The sequence below is a fragment of the Paenibacillus sp. FSL L8-0644 genome (assembly GCF_038008165.1).
In the GTDB taxonomy this organism is placed as follows: Bacteria; Bacillota; Bacilli; order Paenibacillales; family Paenibacillaceae; genus Paenibacillus; species Paenibacillus polymyxa_D.
The window spans coordinates 2795663-2811562 of sequence record NZ_JBBOYN010000001.1; the positions used below are offsets into that span (position 1 = coordinate 2795663).

The following is a 15900-nucleotide window of genomic DNA, read 5'->3' on the forward strand; positions in this document are numbered from 1 at the left end:
TCATTTCAATTGAACCGGAGTTGAACTTGTTGAAAATACTGATGCAATTATCCGAAATGCAAAACTTTACACCAAATGAAAAAAGCATTGCATCCTATATTTTGCTTCATAAGGAAAGTATCCTGCACTTAAATATTCAGGAGCTTGCAAAGGCAACATATACTTCGCATTCCGCGATTAATCGATTAACACATAAACTTGGGCTATCTGGCTTCAAGGAGTTCATAATCAAACTTGCTCGGGAGTTTCAGCAGAATACCCAGAACATTTCCAATGTAGACCCCAACTATCCATTTGGTTTTGATGAATCCCCACTTCAAGTGGCGAAAGAAATTGCAGAATTAATGAAGGAAACGATAGAAAAAAACTTTACATTCATGGATGATGATTTATTGTCGCAAACAGCCCTATTGCTGGATCAAGCGAAAAGGATCTTTATATATGCGTTAGGAGATTCACAAATCCGTGCGAAAAGTTTCCAAAATAAATTAGTGAAAATTAACAAGTATGTGGTTATAGCTACGGAGCTGTCTGAGTGGGCGTACCATACGGCTAATCTTACGCCACAGGATTGCGCTGTTTTTTTAACTTACCACGGAAAATCACCGATCTTTTTAAAAGCAGCAAAGCACTTTACACATGAAAATATTCCTTTTATCACAATTACAGCAACCAGTCAAAATGAATTGGCCAAACTCAGTAATATCTGTATCCAGGTGCCTAATGACGAAGTAAAACATGCCAAGATTGGTACATTTTCGTCGCAAATTGCCTTTGACTATGTATTAAATGTGATCTACTCCTGTATCTATAAAATTGACTACTTAAAAAACATGCAATTCGCAACACAATCGTTGAAGAATTCGCATCTCAATGACATGATGAATGACGTGTAGAGGGATTAGCTTCTCTCTAACTGCAAAATAAGCGGCAATTTATAATTATATATGGTTGTTCTTCGACAAATAAGGTCTAGCTAGTTTTATGCTAACTAGACCTTTTTCTTTTATTGCTTCAAGCCCATCAGTACGGCCGACAGCAAGCTAGGAAAGCGTTCATTCAAATCAAAGTAACGGATAGAGATAAAGCGTTGGGTTCCCTCTATTCTCGTATGAATAACCCCTGATTCCCGAAGAACCTTAAAATGATGAGACAAGGTTGACTTTGGAGCTGAAATATCTATCGAGCTGCAGGATTGCTCCCCTTTTTCGTCTAAAATCTGGATGATATTAAGCCGAATGGGGTCACTTAGAGCATATAAAACTGTAGGTAGAGTAATTTCAATTACGTTGGGATGATACAGCGTTCTCAAGATCCGTTCACCTGCCTAACAAAGAATTGTAGTTGCATTATAGCATATTGGAATGCTATATTTCTATTATTCGAAAATATTCGAACTATAGAACAAATGGAGGGTTTCGTTTTGAATAAAATTATCACCTTGTTTTTCTTGATCATGTTTTTCATTGGTACAGATACGTTCATTGTGTCGCCTCTTCTACCTATTCTTCGTGAAAGCTTCGGCATTTCTATCGAACAATCAGGCTGGATTGTTTCAGCCTATGCTTTAGGGTATGCTCTGTTTGCCTTAATTGCAGGACCGTTGTCAGATGCATGGAATCGAAAAAAAGTACTACTGTTCGGCTTACTTGGTTTTGGTATCTTCACTCTACTTTGCGGCTTTGCCGTTGATTTTTGGACCATGTTTGCTTTTCGCTTATTGGCTGGCATTAGTGCCGCTTTTGCCTCACCTCAAGTTTGGGCAGCCATTCCTCAGTTAGTTCAACCACATAAAGTGTTAAAAGCCATGGGAGTTGTCACCGCAGGATTAGCTTTTTCCCAAATGCTAGGCGTTCCCATTGGCAGCTATCTCGCTACCACCGGGTGGCAAACACCCTTTATTATGATTGGTTGCTGCACCTTCCTGATCGTTATTTGGACTGCTGTTCTCTTGCCCGCCTTGCCTCCTTCTATACAGAAGCAAAAGGCTCCCTCGATTAGGAACAGATACCGTTCATTGCTGCAGGGGTCAACACCTAAGGTCGCTTTTCTGGCCTACTTCCTGTTCCAACTCGGAAATTTTGCTGCCTTCTCTTTTATTGGCACATGGCTGTCCGACAAATTCAGCCTCAATGTTGCAAATATTGGTACGGTGATGTTATTCCTTGGTTTAGGAAATACGATTAGTAGCTTATTTGGGAGCAGCTTAGTTAACAAAGTGGGGCCTAAGCACTCTTTGATCTATGGCGTAATTTTCATCGGTCTGCTTTATTTGCTTCTGCCCTATTTACCTAGTGTGACCTATGTCGAAATTACATATTTTCTGATCTTCCTTATCCTTGGAATGATTTTTCCGCTTATGATGAGTATGCTTCAAACCTTATCTGCCACAGCACGCGGAACAGTTTCATCACTTGCCAATTCTTCTATGTATTTTGGAACAATGGTTGGCTCTTTCACAGCAGGAATGCTATACGCTCACAGCGGTGGTTTTATTTCCGTTAGTCTGTTTTCTGTGATTTGTTTCGGTGTGTCACTTATCTTGTTCCTACGTAGCGGGGTTTTACTAGGTCTAAGACTAAAATAGAAACGAGTAACCTTAAAAATTGACATAAGCTCTATCTTTGGGCCAGGAAAAGAACTTATATTATTAGAAAAGCCGCCAGTATGGCGGCTTCTTATGCATATCTACTGTTGTCTAGCTTCAAGGATCACTCTTCATCAATAGCATTTCGAATATCATAATCATCGATGTTGATATCCAAGGCCATTCCAAGTACCAACTTTGCCAACTGATTTCCAATAAAGGGACCCATGGTCAACCCGGATGCTCCAAGCCCATTTGCCGCTATAAGGCCATTCCAGCCAGGAACAGCTCCGATCACCGGTAGAAAACCGGGTGTAAACGGACGGAAACCAACTCTTACCTCCTGAAAAGTACTGTTTGCTAAATCAGGGGCCATTTCCAAACCTTTGTTCAGAATTTCCTGCATCCCACCTGCTGTTACTCTCGTATCGTAACCCTCGATTTCATTTTCGTGAGTCGCCCCTATTACGATCTTTTGCTTGTCAAAAGCAAGCAGATATTGATCAGAAGGCGGCATGATTACAGGCCAGGTGCCTGTGTCTTGCCTATTAGAAACCTGCAAATGCATAATTTGTGCTTTTTGATAACTAACCTTAAAATGAATGCCCAAAGGCAGCATCAGTTGATTGGCCCATGCACCTGCACAAACAATGACTTCGTCAGATGAGAAGCTGTTTGCACCGACCGTTACTCCTGTTACATGGTCGGAATCGTATTGAAGCACAGCATCCCCATGGATAAGGGTTGCCCCATTTCTTTGTGCTGATCGGATCAACGCATCACGCAGCGCACGACCATCTATACGAGCGGCACCACTAATATGAACAGAATGGTAACCTTCTACTAACAAAGGAAATTGTTCATGGGTTTCCTTTTCATTTAGTTGCGTAATCTCACCGATTTCTGGCGCATCTGCTTGTCGTAAGTGTGCTCGCTCCTGCATTTTTTTAATTTTCTCCAAATCATCATGAATACTGAGAGCTCCAACTTGAGCATAGCCAGTTTCTGTTTCCCCCTCGCTTTTAAGTTCTTCAATCAATCCGGGGTAAAAACGTGCGCCCGCTTTGGCTAGCTGGTACCAAGCCTGATTGCGTCGCTGTGATAACCAGGGACAAATAATGCCAGCAGCTGCATCAGTCGCCTGTCCTTTATCTTTGCGGTCTACAAGAATGACATCAGCGCCCAATTTTGCTAACTGGTATGCTGTCGATGCCCCCAGAATTCCTGCTCCGATTACGATAACCCTCTTCATGAATACATCCCTTTCCTAAATCACTGTATCCATTATAGCGAATACCGCATGAATGCATAAAGTTTGAAACATTAATATTTCTATCCTTATAAAGTTCTTAGAATTGATCTGTAAAGTAGTTGTCAGAACGAATGAAAAGGATGAACTGATATGGATAACATTATTTTACAGACTAAAAATCTCTGCAAAACCTTTAGACGGCAACAGGCGGTGAACAACGTCACACTGTCTATTCAGGAGAATTCCGTCTATGGGCTACTTGGCCCAAATGGGGCTGGAAAATCAACCACCTTGAAAATGTTAACTGGTATGCTACGTCCGACAGGCGGTGAAATTTTATTCCAAGGAAAACCCTGGTCACGAAAATATCTCGCTCAGATCGGCGCACTGATCGAATCTCCTCCACTCTATGAGAATTTGACTGCTAGAGAGAATTTAAAGGTTCGTACAACCTTGCTCGGACTACCTGATTCACGAATTGATGAAGTACTGAACATTGTTGATTTGACTCATACCGGGAAAAAACGCTCTGGCCAGTTCTCGATGGGCATGAAACAGCGGCTGGGCATTGCTATTGCGCTCCTCAACCATCCCAAACTACTAATTTTAGATGAGCCAACCAACGGACTTGACCCCATTGGCATTCAGGAGCAACGCGAGCTGATTCGCTCCTTCCCGAAGCAAGGAATTACCGTAATTCTTTCCAGTCATATTTTATCCGAAGTCGAACAAATCGTTGACCATGTCGGTATTATCGCTGGTGGCATATTAGCTTACCAAGAGGCGGTTACACCAGGACAAGACTTGGAATCGTTGTTCATGCAGATTGCACAGGAATACCGAAAAGGGGATGAGTAGGATGCAGCAATATATAGCCGCCGAGCATCTAAAATTAAAGCGTACCTTCACGAAAAAGCTGGTCTGGCTGGCCCCCATCGTTACTCTTCTTCTGTGTACCGTGCTCATGGGGGGACATATGCTCCAAAGCGCCAGCTACAATTGGTGGTATTTCATGCTGCTGCCAGGTGCGCTCACCTTAATATGCTCAGGAGTGATCCAAAAGGATGGCAAGAAGCTGAAATACCGTGCTGTCCTTGGCATGTCTGTAGATTTGGCTCAGGTATGGTACGGTAAAATCGGGGTTTGCGTAAGACTCTTAATGGTTTCCTCTATTATTTTATTTATAGGGATAACTCTTGGCGGATTCGTATTCTCAACTTCCGTGACACTAGCAGAAAGCGTCGCTGCAACTCTGATCCTCTTCACCACCTTTTTGTGGCAAGTTCCACTTTGCCTGTTCCTGACGGATCGAATAGGCATGTTTGCCACCCTAATCATCAACATGCTGGGCAACGTAGCCTGCACCGTCTTGTTCGCTACGTCTTCTGTATGGTGGGCGGTACCCTATGCTATACCAGCGCGATTGATGTGCGCCGTCATCCAAGTGCTGCCTAATGGGCTTGCCGTTCCTTCAGGAGATCCACTTTTGGATGGAGGCATAATTGTTCCCGGCCTGTTGATCACAGTATGTCTATTCATGATTCTGTCAGTGCTGACGGCCATGTCTTTCCGTAAACGGGAGGCTAAGTAAGATGATATCTTTCTTCCGCAACCTGAAATCTGACGTGCTTAAACTTCGAAGGCAGCCCTTATTGCTCGTGCAGCTGCTTGTGCCGATCTTGGGGATAGCAATTTTTCTAGCCTACTATTCCTTTACTCCGTATTCACCGATTTCGAAGATAGACGGCTATTTGCAGGTCCTGGCTGTGGTTCTTCCTATCATGATTGGTATTGTATGCTCCATTGCTGTTGAGCAGGAGTCAGTCGCTGGAAATTTCCAACACCTCTTGACCTCGCCGGTGAAGCTGTTACCTTTTTTGAGCAAGCTTAGCCTACTCCTGTGCTTGGGATTTGGCAGTGTGCTGCTTGCCTCAGGCGGCTTTGGGGCTGGCTATATATATCTTATGAAAGAGTCCCCGTATGGCTTGAAGTTTTATGTGTTGGCTGCCTGCATTCTGTTTGTGTCCAGTGTGTTCCTTTATATTCTGCATTTTTTCATTAGTTTGCGGTTCGGTAAGGGAGCTTCCATCGGCCTGGGTATTATGGAGAGTCTATTGTCCGCTTTGCTTCTTACAGGGCTGGGTGATCATAATTGGATATTCGTTCCCTCTGCTTGGGCGGCCCGGTTCATCACGATCTGGGTGCAATACGGCGTAAGCTCAGCTGATTCTATCCCTGAAGCTATACAGCTCGATTTGGGAATCAGATATTGCGTAGTAGGGACCTTAGTCATCATGGTATTATTAGGGTTATGGATTTGTCGTTGGGAAGGACAAAGTTCGTTGGAGTAAAGATTAGAGTAAAGAAAGCAAGGGATGTGAATAAAGCATGGCAAACTTGTTGGCCGTTGATGACGAACCCGCCGTTTTGGCACTCCTTCAAAATATTTTGCAGAAAGATGGCCATGTTGTCACGGTGGTCTCCGCCTCCCCACAGGTTCTCACCATGCAGCTCGGAGCATTTGATCTTATACTGCTTGACGTGATGATGCCTACCATGGACGGATTCACACTCTGCCGGGAAATTCGCAGCAAGGTAGACTGTCCGATACTGTTTCTTACCGCAAAATCCATGGAGAACGATGTGATGTTGGGGCTTGGGGATGGAGCCGACGATTATATTGTCAAACCGTTCGGCACTGGAGAGCTGCGCGCACGAATCAACGCCCATCTCAGACGGGAGAATCGTGAACGGCGTAATGTATTCTGCATCGGGGAAGTTCATTTCAATCTGTCTGGCAAGGAAATCACCGTTCAGAATGTTGTAGTCCCGTTTACCAAAAGTGAATATGAGATATGTAAGTTTCTAGCTTTGAACTGGGGGCAGGTATTCTCTAAGGAGCAGATTTACGAAGCGGTCTTCGGCTTGGATGGGGACAGCGATTCCGCCACCATTGTAGAGCATGTCAAAAATATCCGGGCCAAGCTTGGCAAAGTAGAGGTTTCTCCAGTGGAGACGGTTTGGGGGATCGGCTACCGATGGAAGTAACCAAAGTACAACAAGCACGCAAGACTACCAAATTACGAACCATTTTCCTGGGTTATTTAGTTATGTTTTGTATTGGGACGATTGCGCTCGCTCTGTTCCTGGTCCTCATCTTCTATGCCCTGATATCTTATGGGGCCATTCTTCCCGCGAACTATGCGGAGAAGCAGGTACGGGAGGACAAGTCAATCATTGAAGCGGGCAAGACCCTGCAACCGAATTCTCAGATAAAACTGTATAAGTACGCGTTGTTCACTTCGGAAGGCCGCCTCATTGAAGGAAATCTTTCTGAAAACCAGGCCCAAGCCGCTTGGAGTGTTACGCAGCAGAGCAATACTGCGTATCAATTTCCCTATAACTATGTAAAAGTTCCACATCATGATGAAATTACTGTGATGCGCTATTCTGTCTCGGCACAGTTTGAACTTCCTATCCTGCGTCAATATCTGCCGAACGCAGAATTGTCCTTTTTGGCCGTGTTCTGTATCGCCTTCCTGGGGGGAGGTGCTTTACTGGCTTCCTCCTTCGGACGAAAGCTGGCACGTAAGATGAGCGGATTGCAGCAGGCTACCAAACAAATTCAAGCACAGGATTTGGACTTCTCAATCAAGTTCAGTGGCGTGATGGAGATCGATCAGGTACTACATTCCATGGATAAAATGAAAGAAACTTTAAAGACATCGCTTCAGAAACAGTGGAATCTCGAAAAATCCCGTCGCGAGCAAATATCCGCTCTAGCACACGATGTCAAAACACCACTCACTATCGTTCGTGGAAACGTAGAGCTGCTGTCCGAGACCGATCAGTCCGAAGAGCAAAAGGACTATACGGATTATATAGCGGAAAGCACCAGGCAGATGGAGCAGTATATTAAAACTCTCATTGACATTTCAAAAGCGGAAACACTAGTCACCCTGCGGGCGGAAACGATGGATGCTGACTTCTATTTATCGAAAGTGAAAGATCAGATAATGGCCTTGGCTGCTGTCAAAAAAATATCTGTAGCATTCGCTGCATATAACCTCCCTAAGACGCTGTATGCAGACCCAGTGCTACTTGAGCGTGCCATTATGAATGTTGCTTCTAATGCGGTAGATCAGGCGCCTGAATACAGCGAGATCCAGCTGATCGTAGAATCTGTTGAAAACTGTATTCGGTTCAGCATCGTAGACGAAGGCCCGGGCTTCTCTCCAGCAGGTCTCAAACAGGCCGCCGAGCAGTTTTATATGGGTGATTCATCCAGAAGATTGAGTGGACATTACGGTATGGGCCTGTATATAACAAAATCCATTGTCAACCTACATGACGGACAACTGATCATCACCAACTCCACCCAGACAAGCGGCGGACAGGTAAGCATTGAAATACCAATCAGTGCATGAATCATACAAGCGAGAATCAATCCTATCGTATACCTTAATCATTCCAGGTGCGACCAAGCCTAATCAGATCGAAACTAATCTTCAAACGCTGAGTATTCAACTAACTGTAGAAGATCTTAAGCAGCTTGATATCCTTTTTAGTCAAAATAACTTGTTTACAGAGTAGCTGATTGTCAATTTATAACTCTATTAGCTGGCGCTTATAAAGCGCCCCTTTTCGCATTTTACGTACACTTATTGGATAGTAGACAAAAAAGAGTTCTAAAGTTTTCACTTTAGAACTCTTTTAACAGATGCATTTATTTGGTAATCGTAATTTGTTTGGATGCAGTATTATAGTTCACCTGATACCCCGAAAGCTCGCTAATCACTCGTAATGGAACCAGCGTGTAGCCGTTAACAATAACCGGAGCTGTGATGTTCGTCGAATAACTTCGAGAGTTGTTTAACTCATATACGGCAAGGGTCGAATTCTTGACTTGAAGCACTACCTGTTTGCCGTCTGTAGGTCGATTCAGAATTATCTTTTTGGTCGATTTTTCATAATTCACCTCGTAACCTATCCGTTCACTGATAAAGCGCAGCGGGACCATCGTCGCCCCATTAATGATCCGAGGAGCCTGAGCCATCGTCGTAGCACGACCATCGACATAAGCTGATTTAGCTCCTGGTGTCAGGGTGAACGAAGATGAATAGGAGGAAACCGCATTGTTAGGATATGAAGACGTTGTACCAGAAGTGGTTGTCGTAGTAGAACTCGTCCCGGATGATGAACTACCGGTACCAATCGCTCTATTGCGAATAGCTTCTAGCCGATCCAGCAGATCGCTTTTACGGGTTCCGCTCGGCAGATCACTGATTGCATCTCTGGCAGAACGCCAGTCGGACGCATTTAGACTGTTTTCCGCAATTCGCATCAAATCTCTCGCTTTCTCATAGTTCGATGAACTAGAGGAAGAAGAGTAGTAACCATCCGAATTCGTGCGTTCTGATATCTTTACACCACTAGATTCCCTTCCATTACTATTTACGGTTACGACCTTAATCTCATACCAGCGTCCTTCTCGTAAATCCGTAATTTTATAGGACTCAGAGCTTGTAGTCCCCTTATAATCACCGTCCGCATATATCTTCACCTTGTCGGCTCGACTCGGCATATCATAGGTGATTTTGATCCAGGTGTCGCTTTTGCTATCTACTTCAAGATTGGACACTTCTGACGAATTGGAGGACGTACTGTCCGTTGTGGCAGTCAGTCTCACACCGGAGGACAATGTACCTGTGCTTCGCTTAGATCTTATCGTGAATGTATAGGTCTGGCTTGCCGAAAGATTGTTGAAAGTATAGGATGTTCCAGTTGAATCGGTTACCAGTTGCCCGTCCTTATACAGACTGACCGTACTAATTCCGCTAGGCCTTGTCCAGGAAACAGTAACACTATAGTTATTAACTGATGTCACTGAAGCACCTGTCACATCGGGCACGATATCGGTAGAGACCGTAGAAGTTGTAACTGGAATACTAACTCCTTGAGATATATTTCCGGATTTGTCTATCGTTTTGACCGTTACGGTATAGGCTGTGGCAGCATTCAAGACATTAAACGTGTAAGACGTGCCTGTGGTTCTTTGAATTTCTGTACCATTTAAATAGACAATCGCTTGGCTTAAGTCAGCATCCTTAGGCAATATGTAATTGATGGTAAATCCATTATATCCTACATTCGTCGCTGTCAGTCCGCTTACTTCTCCTGGTGGTGTCTTATCCACAGGACCATCAACGGAAGCCGTTTTAGCCTGTATTGTTGTACCGAGAGATTCATTTCCACTCTTATTCACCGTTTTCACGCGAAAGGTATATGTCGTGTTCGGCTGTAAACCGCTCAACATATAAGAGTTACTTCGAATGTTATCTACATACACATCGTTAGTAACACCAACCACTTTTACGTGGTCAAAATTGATGTCCGACGGATTGTTCCAGGACAAATTTACTTTTGTTGTTTCTGTAGGAACCGCTGTCAGATTGCTTACCTCTGCCGGCGCGATATTCGCAGTCACCATTTGGCTCGACATTACTTTTAGCATTTGGTTAAGATAGGTGTTCTGACCATAACCTTTGGTTAACGTAGTCACTTTCGGACCTGAAGTAACAGGCACTTGACTACCTTGAGCGGTTGCTAATTTGGTATGTAACTGTGTTGTATTTAGGCCTGTCAGATTTGAGTAATGCCTCTCAGTCGGCAACGCGCTAGCCACTGCATCGGGTGTCAAAATGCCATATCCCGTATTCAAAATCAGTGTAGCCGTTGCGAACGGAGCCATCCATTGACGCAAACGTTTTTTATTCATATTCTATGCTCTCCTTGATACCAGTATGGAAATTTTATTTGTCAAAAACTAATAAGTTAAGCTTACAAGCCCTTCTGCTGCAATCCAGCTTTTAAAATATGTACCATAATGTACACACGTTCATTTAACTGTTATCGGAATTTGCATACAAAATGTTTAGGCTTCACACCGTATTTTTACTGATAGGGGGTCGCGCATACAATAGGGATACACATTTTGACAAGTTAAATGAAATTACAATTATCGTTTCCAGGAGCGCTAAGCTGTGTGACGTTGGCATCTGCCGTAAATATTCGATATATCGTAACTTTCTACCGTTTAATAACATTGCATTATAGGATATATTAAATTTTAAGCAATAGGATAAGGAGGTTTATTATGTTCAAAAATGCCTTTAAGATGTTTGGTGTCATTGGTAATATTGAAGCGATTTCATATCTGCTGCTTGTGTGTATCGCTATGCCACTTAAATACGCAGCTGGAATGCCACAAATGGTAAGCTGGGTGGGTATGATCCATGGGGTACTGTTCGTGGCTTATGTGGTAGCGACTGTGGTCATGCTGATTATGCGGAAAATAACGCTACTGCAAAGTCTTGCTGCCTTGATTGCATCGCTGTTGCCGTTTGGTCCCTTCATTTTTGATCGTAAGGTGCTTAAGAAAGCCGAAGCACGTGCCAGTCATACCAGCCCGATAAAAGCTACATAAGCATGTACAAGGGCAAGTGCCAATACAACAACGCGGCTTTCTCTTCCCACTCATGCAGCAGTATACAAAAACAACCGATGGCTCTAAACCACTCGGTTGTTTTTGTATACGCGAATTGTAAATTGTTACTTTCCCACGCAGTAAGGGAGACTCTAACTTTGTCATTCTTTTTGTCCCTTTCTGCTATATTTATGTAATCCCAACAACTAATCTCTCGGGTAATTTACACTCATAATATCCATAAAAGGAACTTTATCCGTTTCTCCATTACTCTCTACATGAACCTTTCCTGTTCTCGGGTCCATTTTAACAATTTGTCCACGGGTTGTTTCTTCGCGTCCCCATACGGTCAATACAACTTCGGATTGCTCTCGTTGTGCTTCTACAAGCTGATTCCCGATTTCCTCCAGTACAAATTCATCCCGAGTAGGCCGTTTGGGTACCTTCGCTTTTGCCACTTGCTATCACCCTTCCTTCGTGCAAAATCAAAATCAAATTCATTCCATTTTACCATACTTTTCATCATTTGGTGCTGGTAATGTGAGTAAAATTACGTCTCAGAACCACAAAAAAGCCGAGTTCTCAAAAACGAGAACATCGGCTCTCTAAAGTTACTTGTTGGAGCTCATTAGGAGAGATTGAAAATTGAAGAGACGGGATTATTTGACCAACTGTGGAATGTAATCCACGATATTATAAATAGGAGCACTGCTCTGTTGCGTAACGGCCAAAATCAATGCACCTTCGAGCATCGAAATGATAAGTACCGCCAGACTGTGTGCCTTTTCCTCGTCCCAGCCCGATTCCTGAAGACGCTCCATATAGATGTGCTGCCAATCTGTAAACGTATTCACACAAGCATGACGTAGCGATTCACTAATACAGGAAGTTTCCGCAGCAGCCCAGAAGCCAATCGGCATGAAGTCGTTAAAGCCGGTACGGTCTGCCTCCTCAGCTGTATTACGAATAAAATCCTGAATGGCTAGTACTGGATTATCATTCCCGTCCAGTGTCTGTTTTAATTTTTGCTTTATAAACTCATTCCCTCTTCTTATGCACTCCAAAGCCAATTCTTCTTTACCACGCGGAAAATAATAATAAAGTGACCCTTTCGGTGATCCACTCTCCGCAAGAATCTGATTCAGTCCGGTCGCGTGATACCCCTGATGAAAAAAGAGCTTCGATGCGGTTTGTACGATATTCTCGTATGATTCGGGTTTAGCAGCCATATACAGCATCCTTCATTATTTAATATTTACAACTTATACTTTGACAAAAAAATAACAACATGTTTATTATATATAGACCGATTGTTATAATTCAACACTATTAATTTATTTGGAGGAACAAAAACAACATGAGTACAATGAGTCAAACAAGTTCACCCTCTGAACCCAAAACGTTCAAGGTGCTACCTATTATGATTGCGCTGCTCCTTAGCGGCTTTATTGGGATGTTCAGTGAAACGGCACTTAACATTGCACTGAATGATTTGATGCAGATTTTGCATATTACAACTGCAACAGCCCAATGGCTGACAACCGCTTATCTGCTTACACTCGGTATTTTAGTACCTGTATCGGGACTGCTGATTCAAACCTTTACGACAAGACAGCTGTTTGTGACATCGTTGCTATTCTCAATAGCCGGTTGTCTCGTTGCCGCACTTGCACCTACTTTTTCAGTGCTATTGATCGCACGTATTCTTCAGGCCATTGGTACGGCGTTGTTATTGCCATTGATGTTTAACACCATCTTGATCATTTTCCCGGCTGAAAAGAGAGGCGCGGCTATGGGGATCATCGGATTGGTCATTATGTTTGCACCTGCGGTGGGACCTACCATTGCAGGACTGGTACTGCAAAATCTGTCTTGGCACTGGATCTTCTGGATCTCCCTTCCATTCTTGGTTCTCTCGCTGATCTGCGGTGTTTTATTTATGCAAAACGTTTCAAAAACGACCAAGCCCAAAATTGATTTTTTATCTATTCTATTGTCTTCCATTGGCTTCGGCGGTGTCGTGTTTGGTTTCAGTAAATCTGGAGAAGGTGGCGAAGGTTGGGCTAGCCCGGTTGTTTTGCTTCCTGTAATCATCGGTCTGGTATCGTTGATTCTGTTCTCTGTACGCCAGTTGAAAATGAAGCAACCTATGTTGAATTTGCGTGTGTTTAAATATCCAATGTTTGTTATTGGCGTTATCATGGTATTCCTATGTATGATGACGATCCTTTCTACAATGCTGATTCTTCCACTCTTTTTGCAAAAAGGGCTGGCTCTGTCTGCTCTAACAGCAGGTTTGGTACTTCTGCCTGGTGGGATTATCAACGGTCTCTTGTCTCCCATTATGGGCTCCCTATTCGATAAGTTTGGTCCCAAGTGGCTTGTCATTCCAGGACTTGTAATTGTAGCTGCTGTTTTGTTTTTCCTGTCCGGCATTACAACAACATCAACTCTTGTACTCATTATTGTGCTTCATAGCTGCTTGATGATCGGCATTTCTATGATTATGATGCCAGCTCAGACAAACGGCCTAAATCAGCTCCCTATGGATCTATACCCAGATGGAACAGCCATTATGAGTACCCTCCAACAAGTTGCTGGTGCAATCGGTACAGCCGTAGCGGTAAGCATTCTCTCCAAAGGTATGGATGGCTATTTGAGCCAATCCAGTATGCCTGAATCCGTAAATGAAATGGCCAATGCCATGACAATCGGATCACAAAATTCATTTTTCTTTGCGATGATCATCAGCGTGATCGGGTTGATCCTTGCGTTTTTCATCCGCAGAGTTCATGTTGAACATGGCACTGCCAAAGCACCCATGCATTAATTCATAAATTTTTTGCCATTCCAAATTAAAAATATCTAAATATACTTAAAGGCTGCTAACCATCTCACTATTGGTTATGCAGCCTTTTTTATATGAATTTACATACACATTCATCAATTACATATTTACAAAGCACCTTCATTTGGTTACGATATGATTTATGAATTAAAGCGTAAAAATTACGATTACTATTAAGGAGGACTCCCTGTTGCTTAAGCGTTCGTATTTTAAACTATTTATACCTGCGGTAATGGCGGTGATGATGGCAGCCTGTGCTTCATCTCCGTCAGCTTCACCCTCTCCATCTGCTGCACCACAAGATAAAAGTGTCACCTTATTGTTTAACGTGCAAAGCCCTTCTATAGATCCTCATTCAGATGTGAATTACACAGCTGTTCGTGCTGGAGTAAGTGAAACACTGATCAAAGTGAACAAGGATCTTAAGCTGGAAGCTTGGCTTGCAGAGAAATGGGACAGCAAGGACGGACAGCACTGGACCTTCAACATCCGATCAGGTGTGAACTTCCACAGCGGTAAAGCCGTTAATGCTGCTGCTGTCAAAGCCTCTTTGGAAAGAGCGTTAAAGCTCAATCCATCGGTCAAAAATGCGCTACATATCCGTGATATTCATGCGGATGGACAGATTTTGACCATTACGACAGACAAACCTTTCCCAGAATTTGTATCTGAGCTGGTTCATCCGAATACGGCTATTATAGACACCACAGCTACAGGTGACCTCCCATCTGGGACGGGACCGTTCAAGATTGCCAGCTTCCGTGCTGGAAGTGAACTGAATTTAGATCGCAATGAACAATATTGGAACGGTGAAGTAAAGTTGAAACATGCCAAATTCATGTTTAACGAAGACGCCAATGCACGTCAGCTTGCTTTTCAAGCCAAAAGTACTGATATTGTGTATCGCCCGCCAATTGAAAGTCTGGAGCTATTGAAAGCTGATTCTACTGTTAAGGTTGACTCGCTTCCTAGTTTGCGAACGCATCAGCTTATTTACAATATGAGCAATAACGATCTGAAAAAGACGGCTGTGCGTAAAGCATTCGATAACCTGATCAACCGGGATGAGATTGCCAGCGGTATCATGTCCCGTCAGGGAACCCCTGCTCAAGGCCCGTTTTTGTCTGACTTTCCTTTTTCACCGGAATATATCACGAAAAAGTTTGATTTGAATGCTGCACGAGAAGGCTTCAAGCAAGCTGGATATACAGTGCAGAACGGAAAAGTTGCGAACCCCGACGGCAAGCCGCTTCATCTTACATTGCTAACTTACCAGTCGAGATCGGAGCTTCCACTCATCTCTCAGCTGATTCAGGCTAATGCTAAAGAACTTGGCATTACGATTGATATCCGTCAGGTTGATAATATTGACGAATATCTTACCGCTCATCAGGATTGGGATTTAGCGACTTATAGTAGCATTACAGCCCCGCGCGGCGATGCAAGCTATTTTCTAAATGCGGCTTACATGCCTGAAGGAGCACTAAATTATGGGCGTGTGCATGTACCGGAACTCGCGAGTATGATTTCACAGCTGAACACAACCGTGAATGAGGAACAACGCAACAAGCTGGCGCTGAAAGCTGTCACACTGATTGACCAAGAAAATCTGCAATCCTTTCTGGTCCATCCAAACAACGTAGTGGCCTATCGCGATTACGTACATAACTGGGTAACTAGCCAAAGTGAATATTACTTGCTAACCCAGGACCTGGATGTGAACTAGC

The 15900-nt window shown here is 43.5% G+C and carries 15 protein-coding genes; 10 read left to right on the forward strand and 5 right to left on the reverse strand.

From position 1 onward, the window contains the following. The first annotated feature begins 29 nt into the window (after nucleotides 1-29). Nucleotides 30-896 carry a MurR/RpiR family transcriptional regulator gene (locus NSS94_RS12505; RefSeq protein WP_029515164.1) on the forward strand — a complete coding sequence of 289 codons (867 nt, stop codon included), beginning with the start codon at nucleotides 30-32 and terminating at the stop codon, nucleotides 894-896. Between the two features lie 110 nt (nucleotides 897-1006). Here NSS94_RS12505 and NSS94_RS12510 read toward each other — a convergent pair whose 3' ends face one another. Then, a complete protein-coding gene (locus NSS94_RS12510; RefSeq protein WP_165146488.1) occupies nucleotides 1007-1312 on the reverse strand; it encodes an ArsR/SmtB family transcription factor in 306 nt (101 codons plus the stop codon). Nucleotides 1313-1423: 111 nt separating this feature from the next. On the opposite strand from NSS94_RS12510, the gene NSS94_RS12515 reads away from it, so the two are divergent. Continuing rightward, on the forward strand, nucleotides 1424-2587 hold the full coding sequence (locus NSS94_RS12515; RefSeq protein WP_341039388.1) for an MFS transporter: 1164 nt from the start codon (nucleotides 1424-1426) through the stop codon (nucleotides 2585-2587). A 124-nt stretch (nucleotides 2588-2711) separates the two neighbouring features. Here NSS94_RS12515 and NSS94_RS12520 read toward each other — a convergent pair whose 3' ends face one another. Continuing rightward, entirely contained in the window at nucleotides 2712-3839 is a 1128-nt protein-coding gene (locus tag NSS94_RS12520) for an NAD(P)/FAD-dependent oxidoreductase (RefSeq protein WP_341039389.1), read from the reverse strand. 150 nt (nucleotides 3840-3989) lie between these two features. On the opposite strand from NSS94_RS12520, the gene NSS94_RS12525 reads away from it, so the two are divergent. Genes NSS94_RS12525 through NSS94_RS12545 form a run of 5 tightly spaced genes read left to right on the forward strand, consistent with a single transcriptional unit; the run spans nucleotide 3990 to nucleotide 8266 of the window. Continuing rightward, the gene (locus tag NSS94_RS12525) at nucleotides 3990-4697 is read left to right on the forward strand and encodes a lantibiotic protection ABC transporter ATP-binding protein (RefSeq protein WP_069011825.1); all 708 of its coding nucleotides are present in this window, start codon (nucleotides 3990-3992) and stop codon (nucleotides 4695-4697) included. A gap of 1 nt (nucleotide 4698) precedes the next feature. Beyond that, nucleotides 4699-5430 (forward strand): lantibiotic immunity ABC transporter MutE/EpiE family permease subunit, encoded by a 732-nt coding sequence (locus NSS94_RS12530; RefSeq protein ID WP_341039390.1) that lies wholly within the window; start codon nucleotides 4699-4701, stop codon nucleotides 5428-5430. Between the two features lies 1 nt (nucleotide 5431). Next, the gene (locus tag NSS94_RS12535) at nucleotides 5432-6190 is read left to right on the forward strand and encodes a lantibiotic immunity ABC transporter MutG family permease subunit (protein ID WP_165146500.1); all 759 of its coding nucleotides are present in this window, start codon (nucleotides 5432-5434) and stop codon (nucleotides 6188-6190) included. 37 nt (nucleotides 6191-6227) lie between these two features. Continuing rightward, on the forward strand, nucleotides 6228-6887 hold the full coding sequence (locus NSS94_RS12540; RefSeq protein ID WP_029515155.1) for a response regulator transcription factor: 660 nt from the start codon (nucleotides 6228-6230) through the stop codon (nucleotides 6885-6887). Continuing rightward, nucleotides 6878-8266: a HAMP domain-containing sensor histidine kinase gene (locus NSS94_RS12545; protein WP_341039391.1), complete on the forward strand. Its 1389-nt coding sequence runs from the start codon at nucleotides 6878-6880 to the stop codon at nucleotides 8264-8266. Before NSS94_RS12540 ends, NSS94_RS12545 begins: the two co-directional genes overlap by 10 nt. Before the next feature lie 299 nt (nucleotides 8267-8565). Here the strand turns inward: NSS94_RS12545 and NSS94_RS12550 are convergent, their stop codons facing one another. Beyond that, nucleotides 8566-10617 carry a stalk domain-containing protein gene (locus NSS94_RS12550; RefSeq protein WP_341039392.1) on the reverse strand — a complete coding sequence of 684 codons (2052 nt, stop codon included), beginning with the start codon at nucleotides 10615-10617 and terminating at the stop codon, nucleotides 8566-8568. A 378-nt stretch (nucleotides 10618-10995) separates the two neighbouring features. On the opposite strand from NSS94_RS12550, the gene NSS94_RS12555 reads away from it, so the two are divergent. Then, nucleotides 10996-11325, forward strand: coding sequence for a DUF3817 domain-containing protein (locus NSS94_RS12555; protein ID WP_134902573.1), 330 nt, complete (start codon nucleotides 10996-10998; stop codon nucleotides 11323-11325). A gap of 206 nt (nucleotides 11326-11531) precedes the next feature. On the opposite strand, the gene NSS94_RS12560 is transcribed toward NSS94_RS12555, so the two are convergent. Both NSS94_RS12560 and NSS94_RS12565 read right to left on the reverse strand, forming a co-directional pair. After that, complete coding sequence (locus NSS94_RS12560) at nucleotides 11532-11783, reverse strand: YolD-like family protein (RefSeq protein WP_061828313.1); 252 nt, start codon at nucleotides 11781-11783, stop codon at nucleotides 11532-11534. Between the two features lie 201 nt (nucleotides 11784-11984). Then, complete coding sequence (locus NSS94_RS12565) at nucleotides 11985-12554, reverse strand: TetR/AcrR family transcriptional regulator (RefSeq protein ID WP_328799952.1); 570 nt, start codon at nucleotides 12552-12554, stop codon at nucleotides 11985-11987. 137 nt (nucleotides 12555-12691) lie between these two features. On the opposite strand from NSS94_RS12565, the gene NSS94_RS12570 reads away from it, so the two are divergent. After that, entirely contained in the window at nucleotides 12692-14155 is a 1464-nt protein-coding gene (locus tag NSS94_RS12570; protein WP_190845181.1) for a DHA2 family efflux MFS transporter permease subunit, read from the forward strand. A 208-nt stretch (nucleotides 14156-14363) separates the two neighbouring features. Continuing rightward, nucleotides 14364-15899 carry a nickel ABC transporter substrate-binding protein gene (gene nikA, locus NSS94_RS12575; RefSeq protein WP_341039393.1) on the forward strand — a complete coding sequence of 512 codons (1536 nt, stop codon included), beginning with the start codon at nucleotides 14364-14366 and terminating at the stop codon, nucleotides 15897-15899. Nucleotide 15900 lies beyond the last annotated feature (1 nt).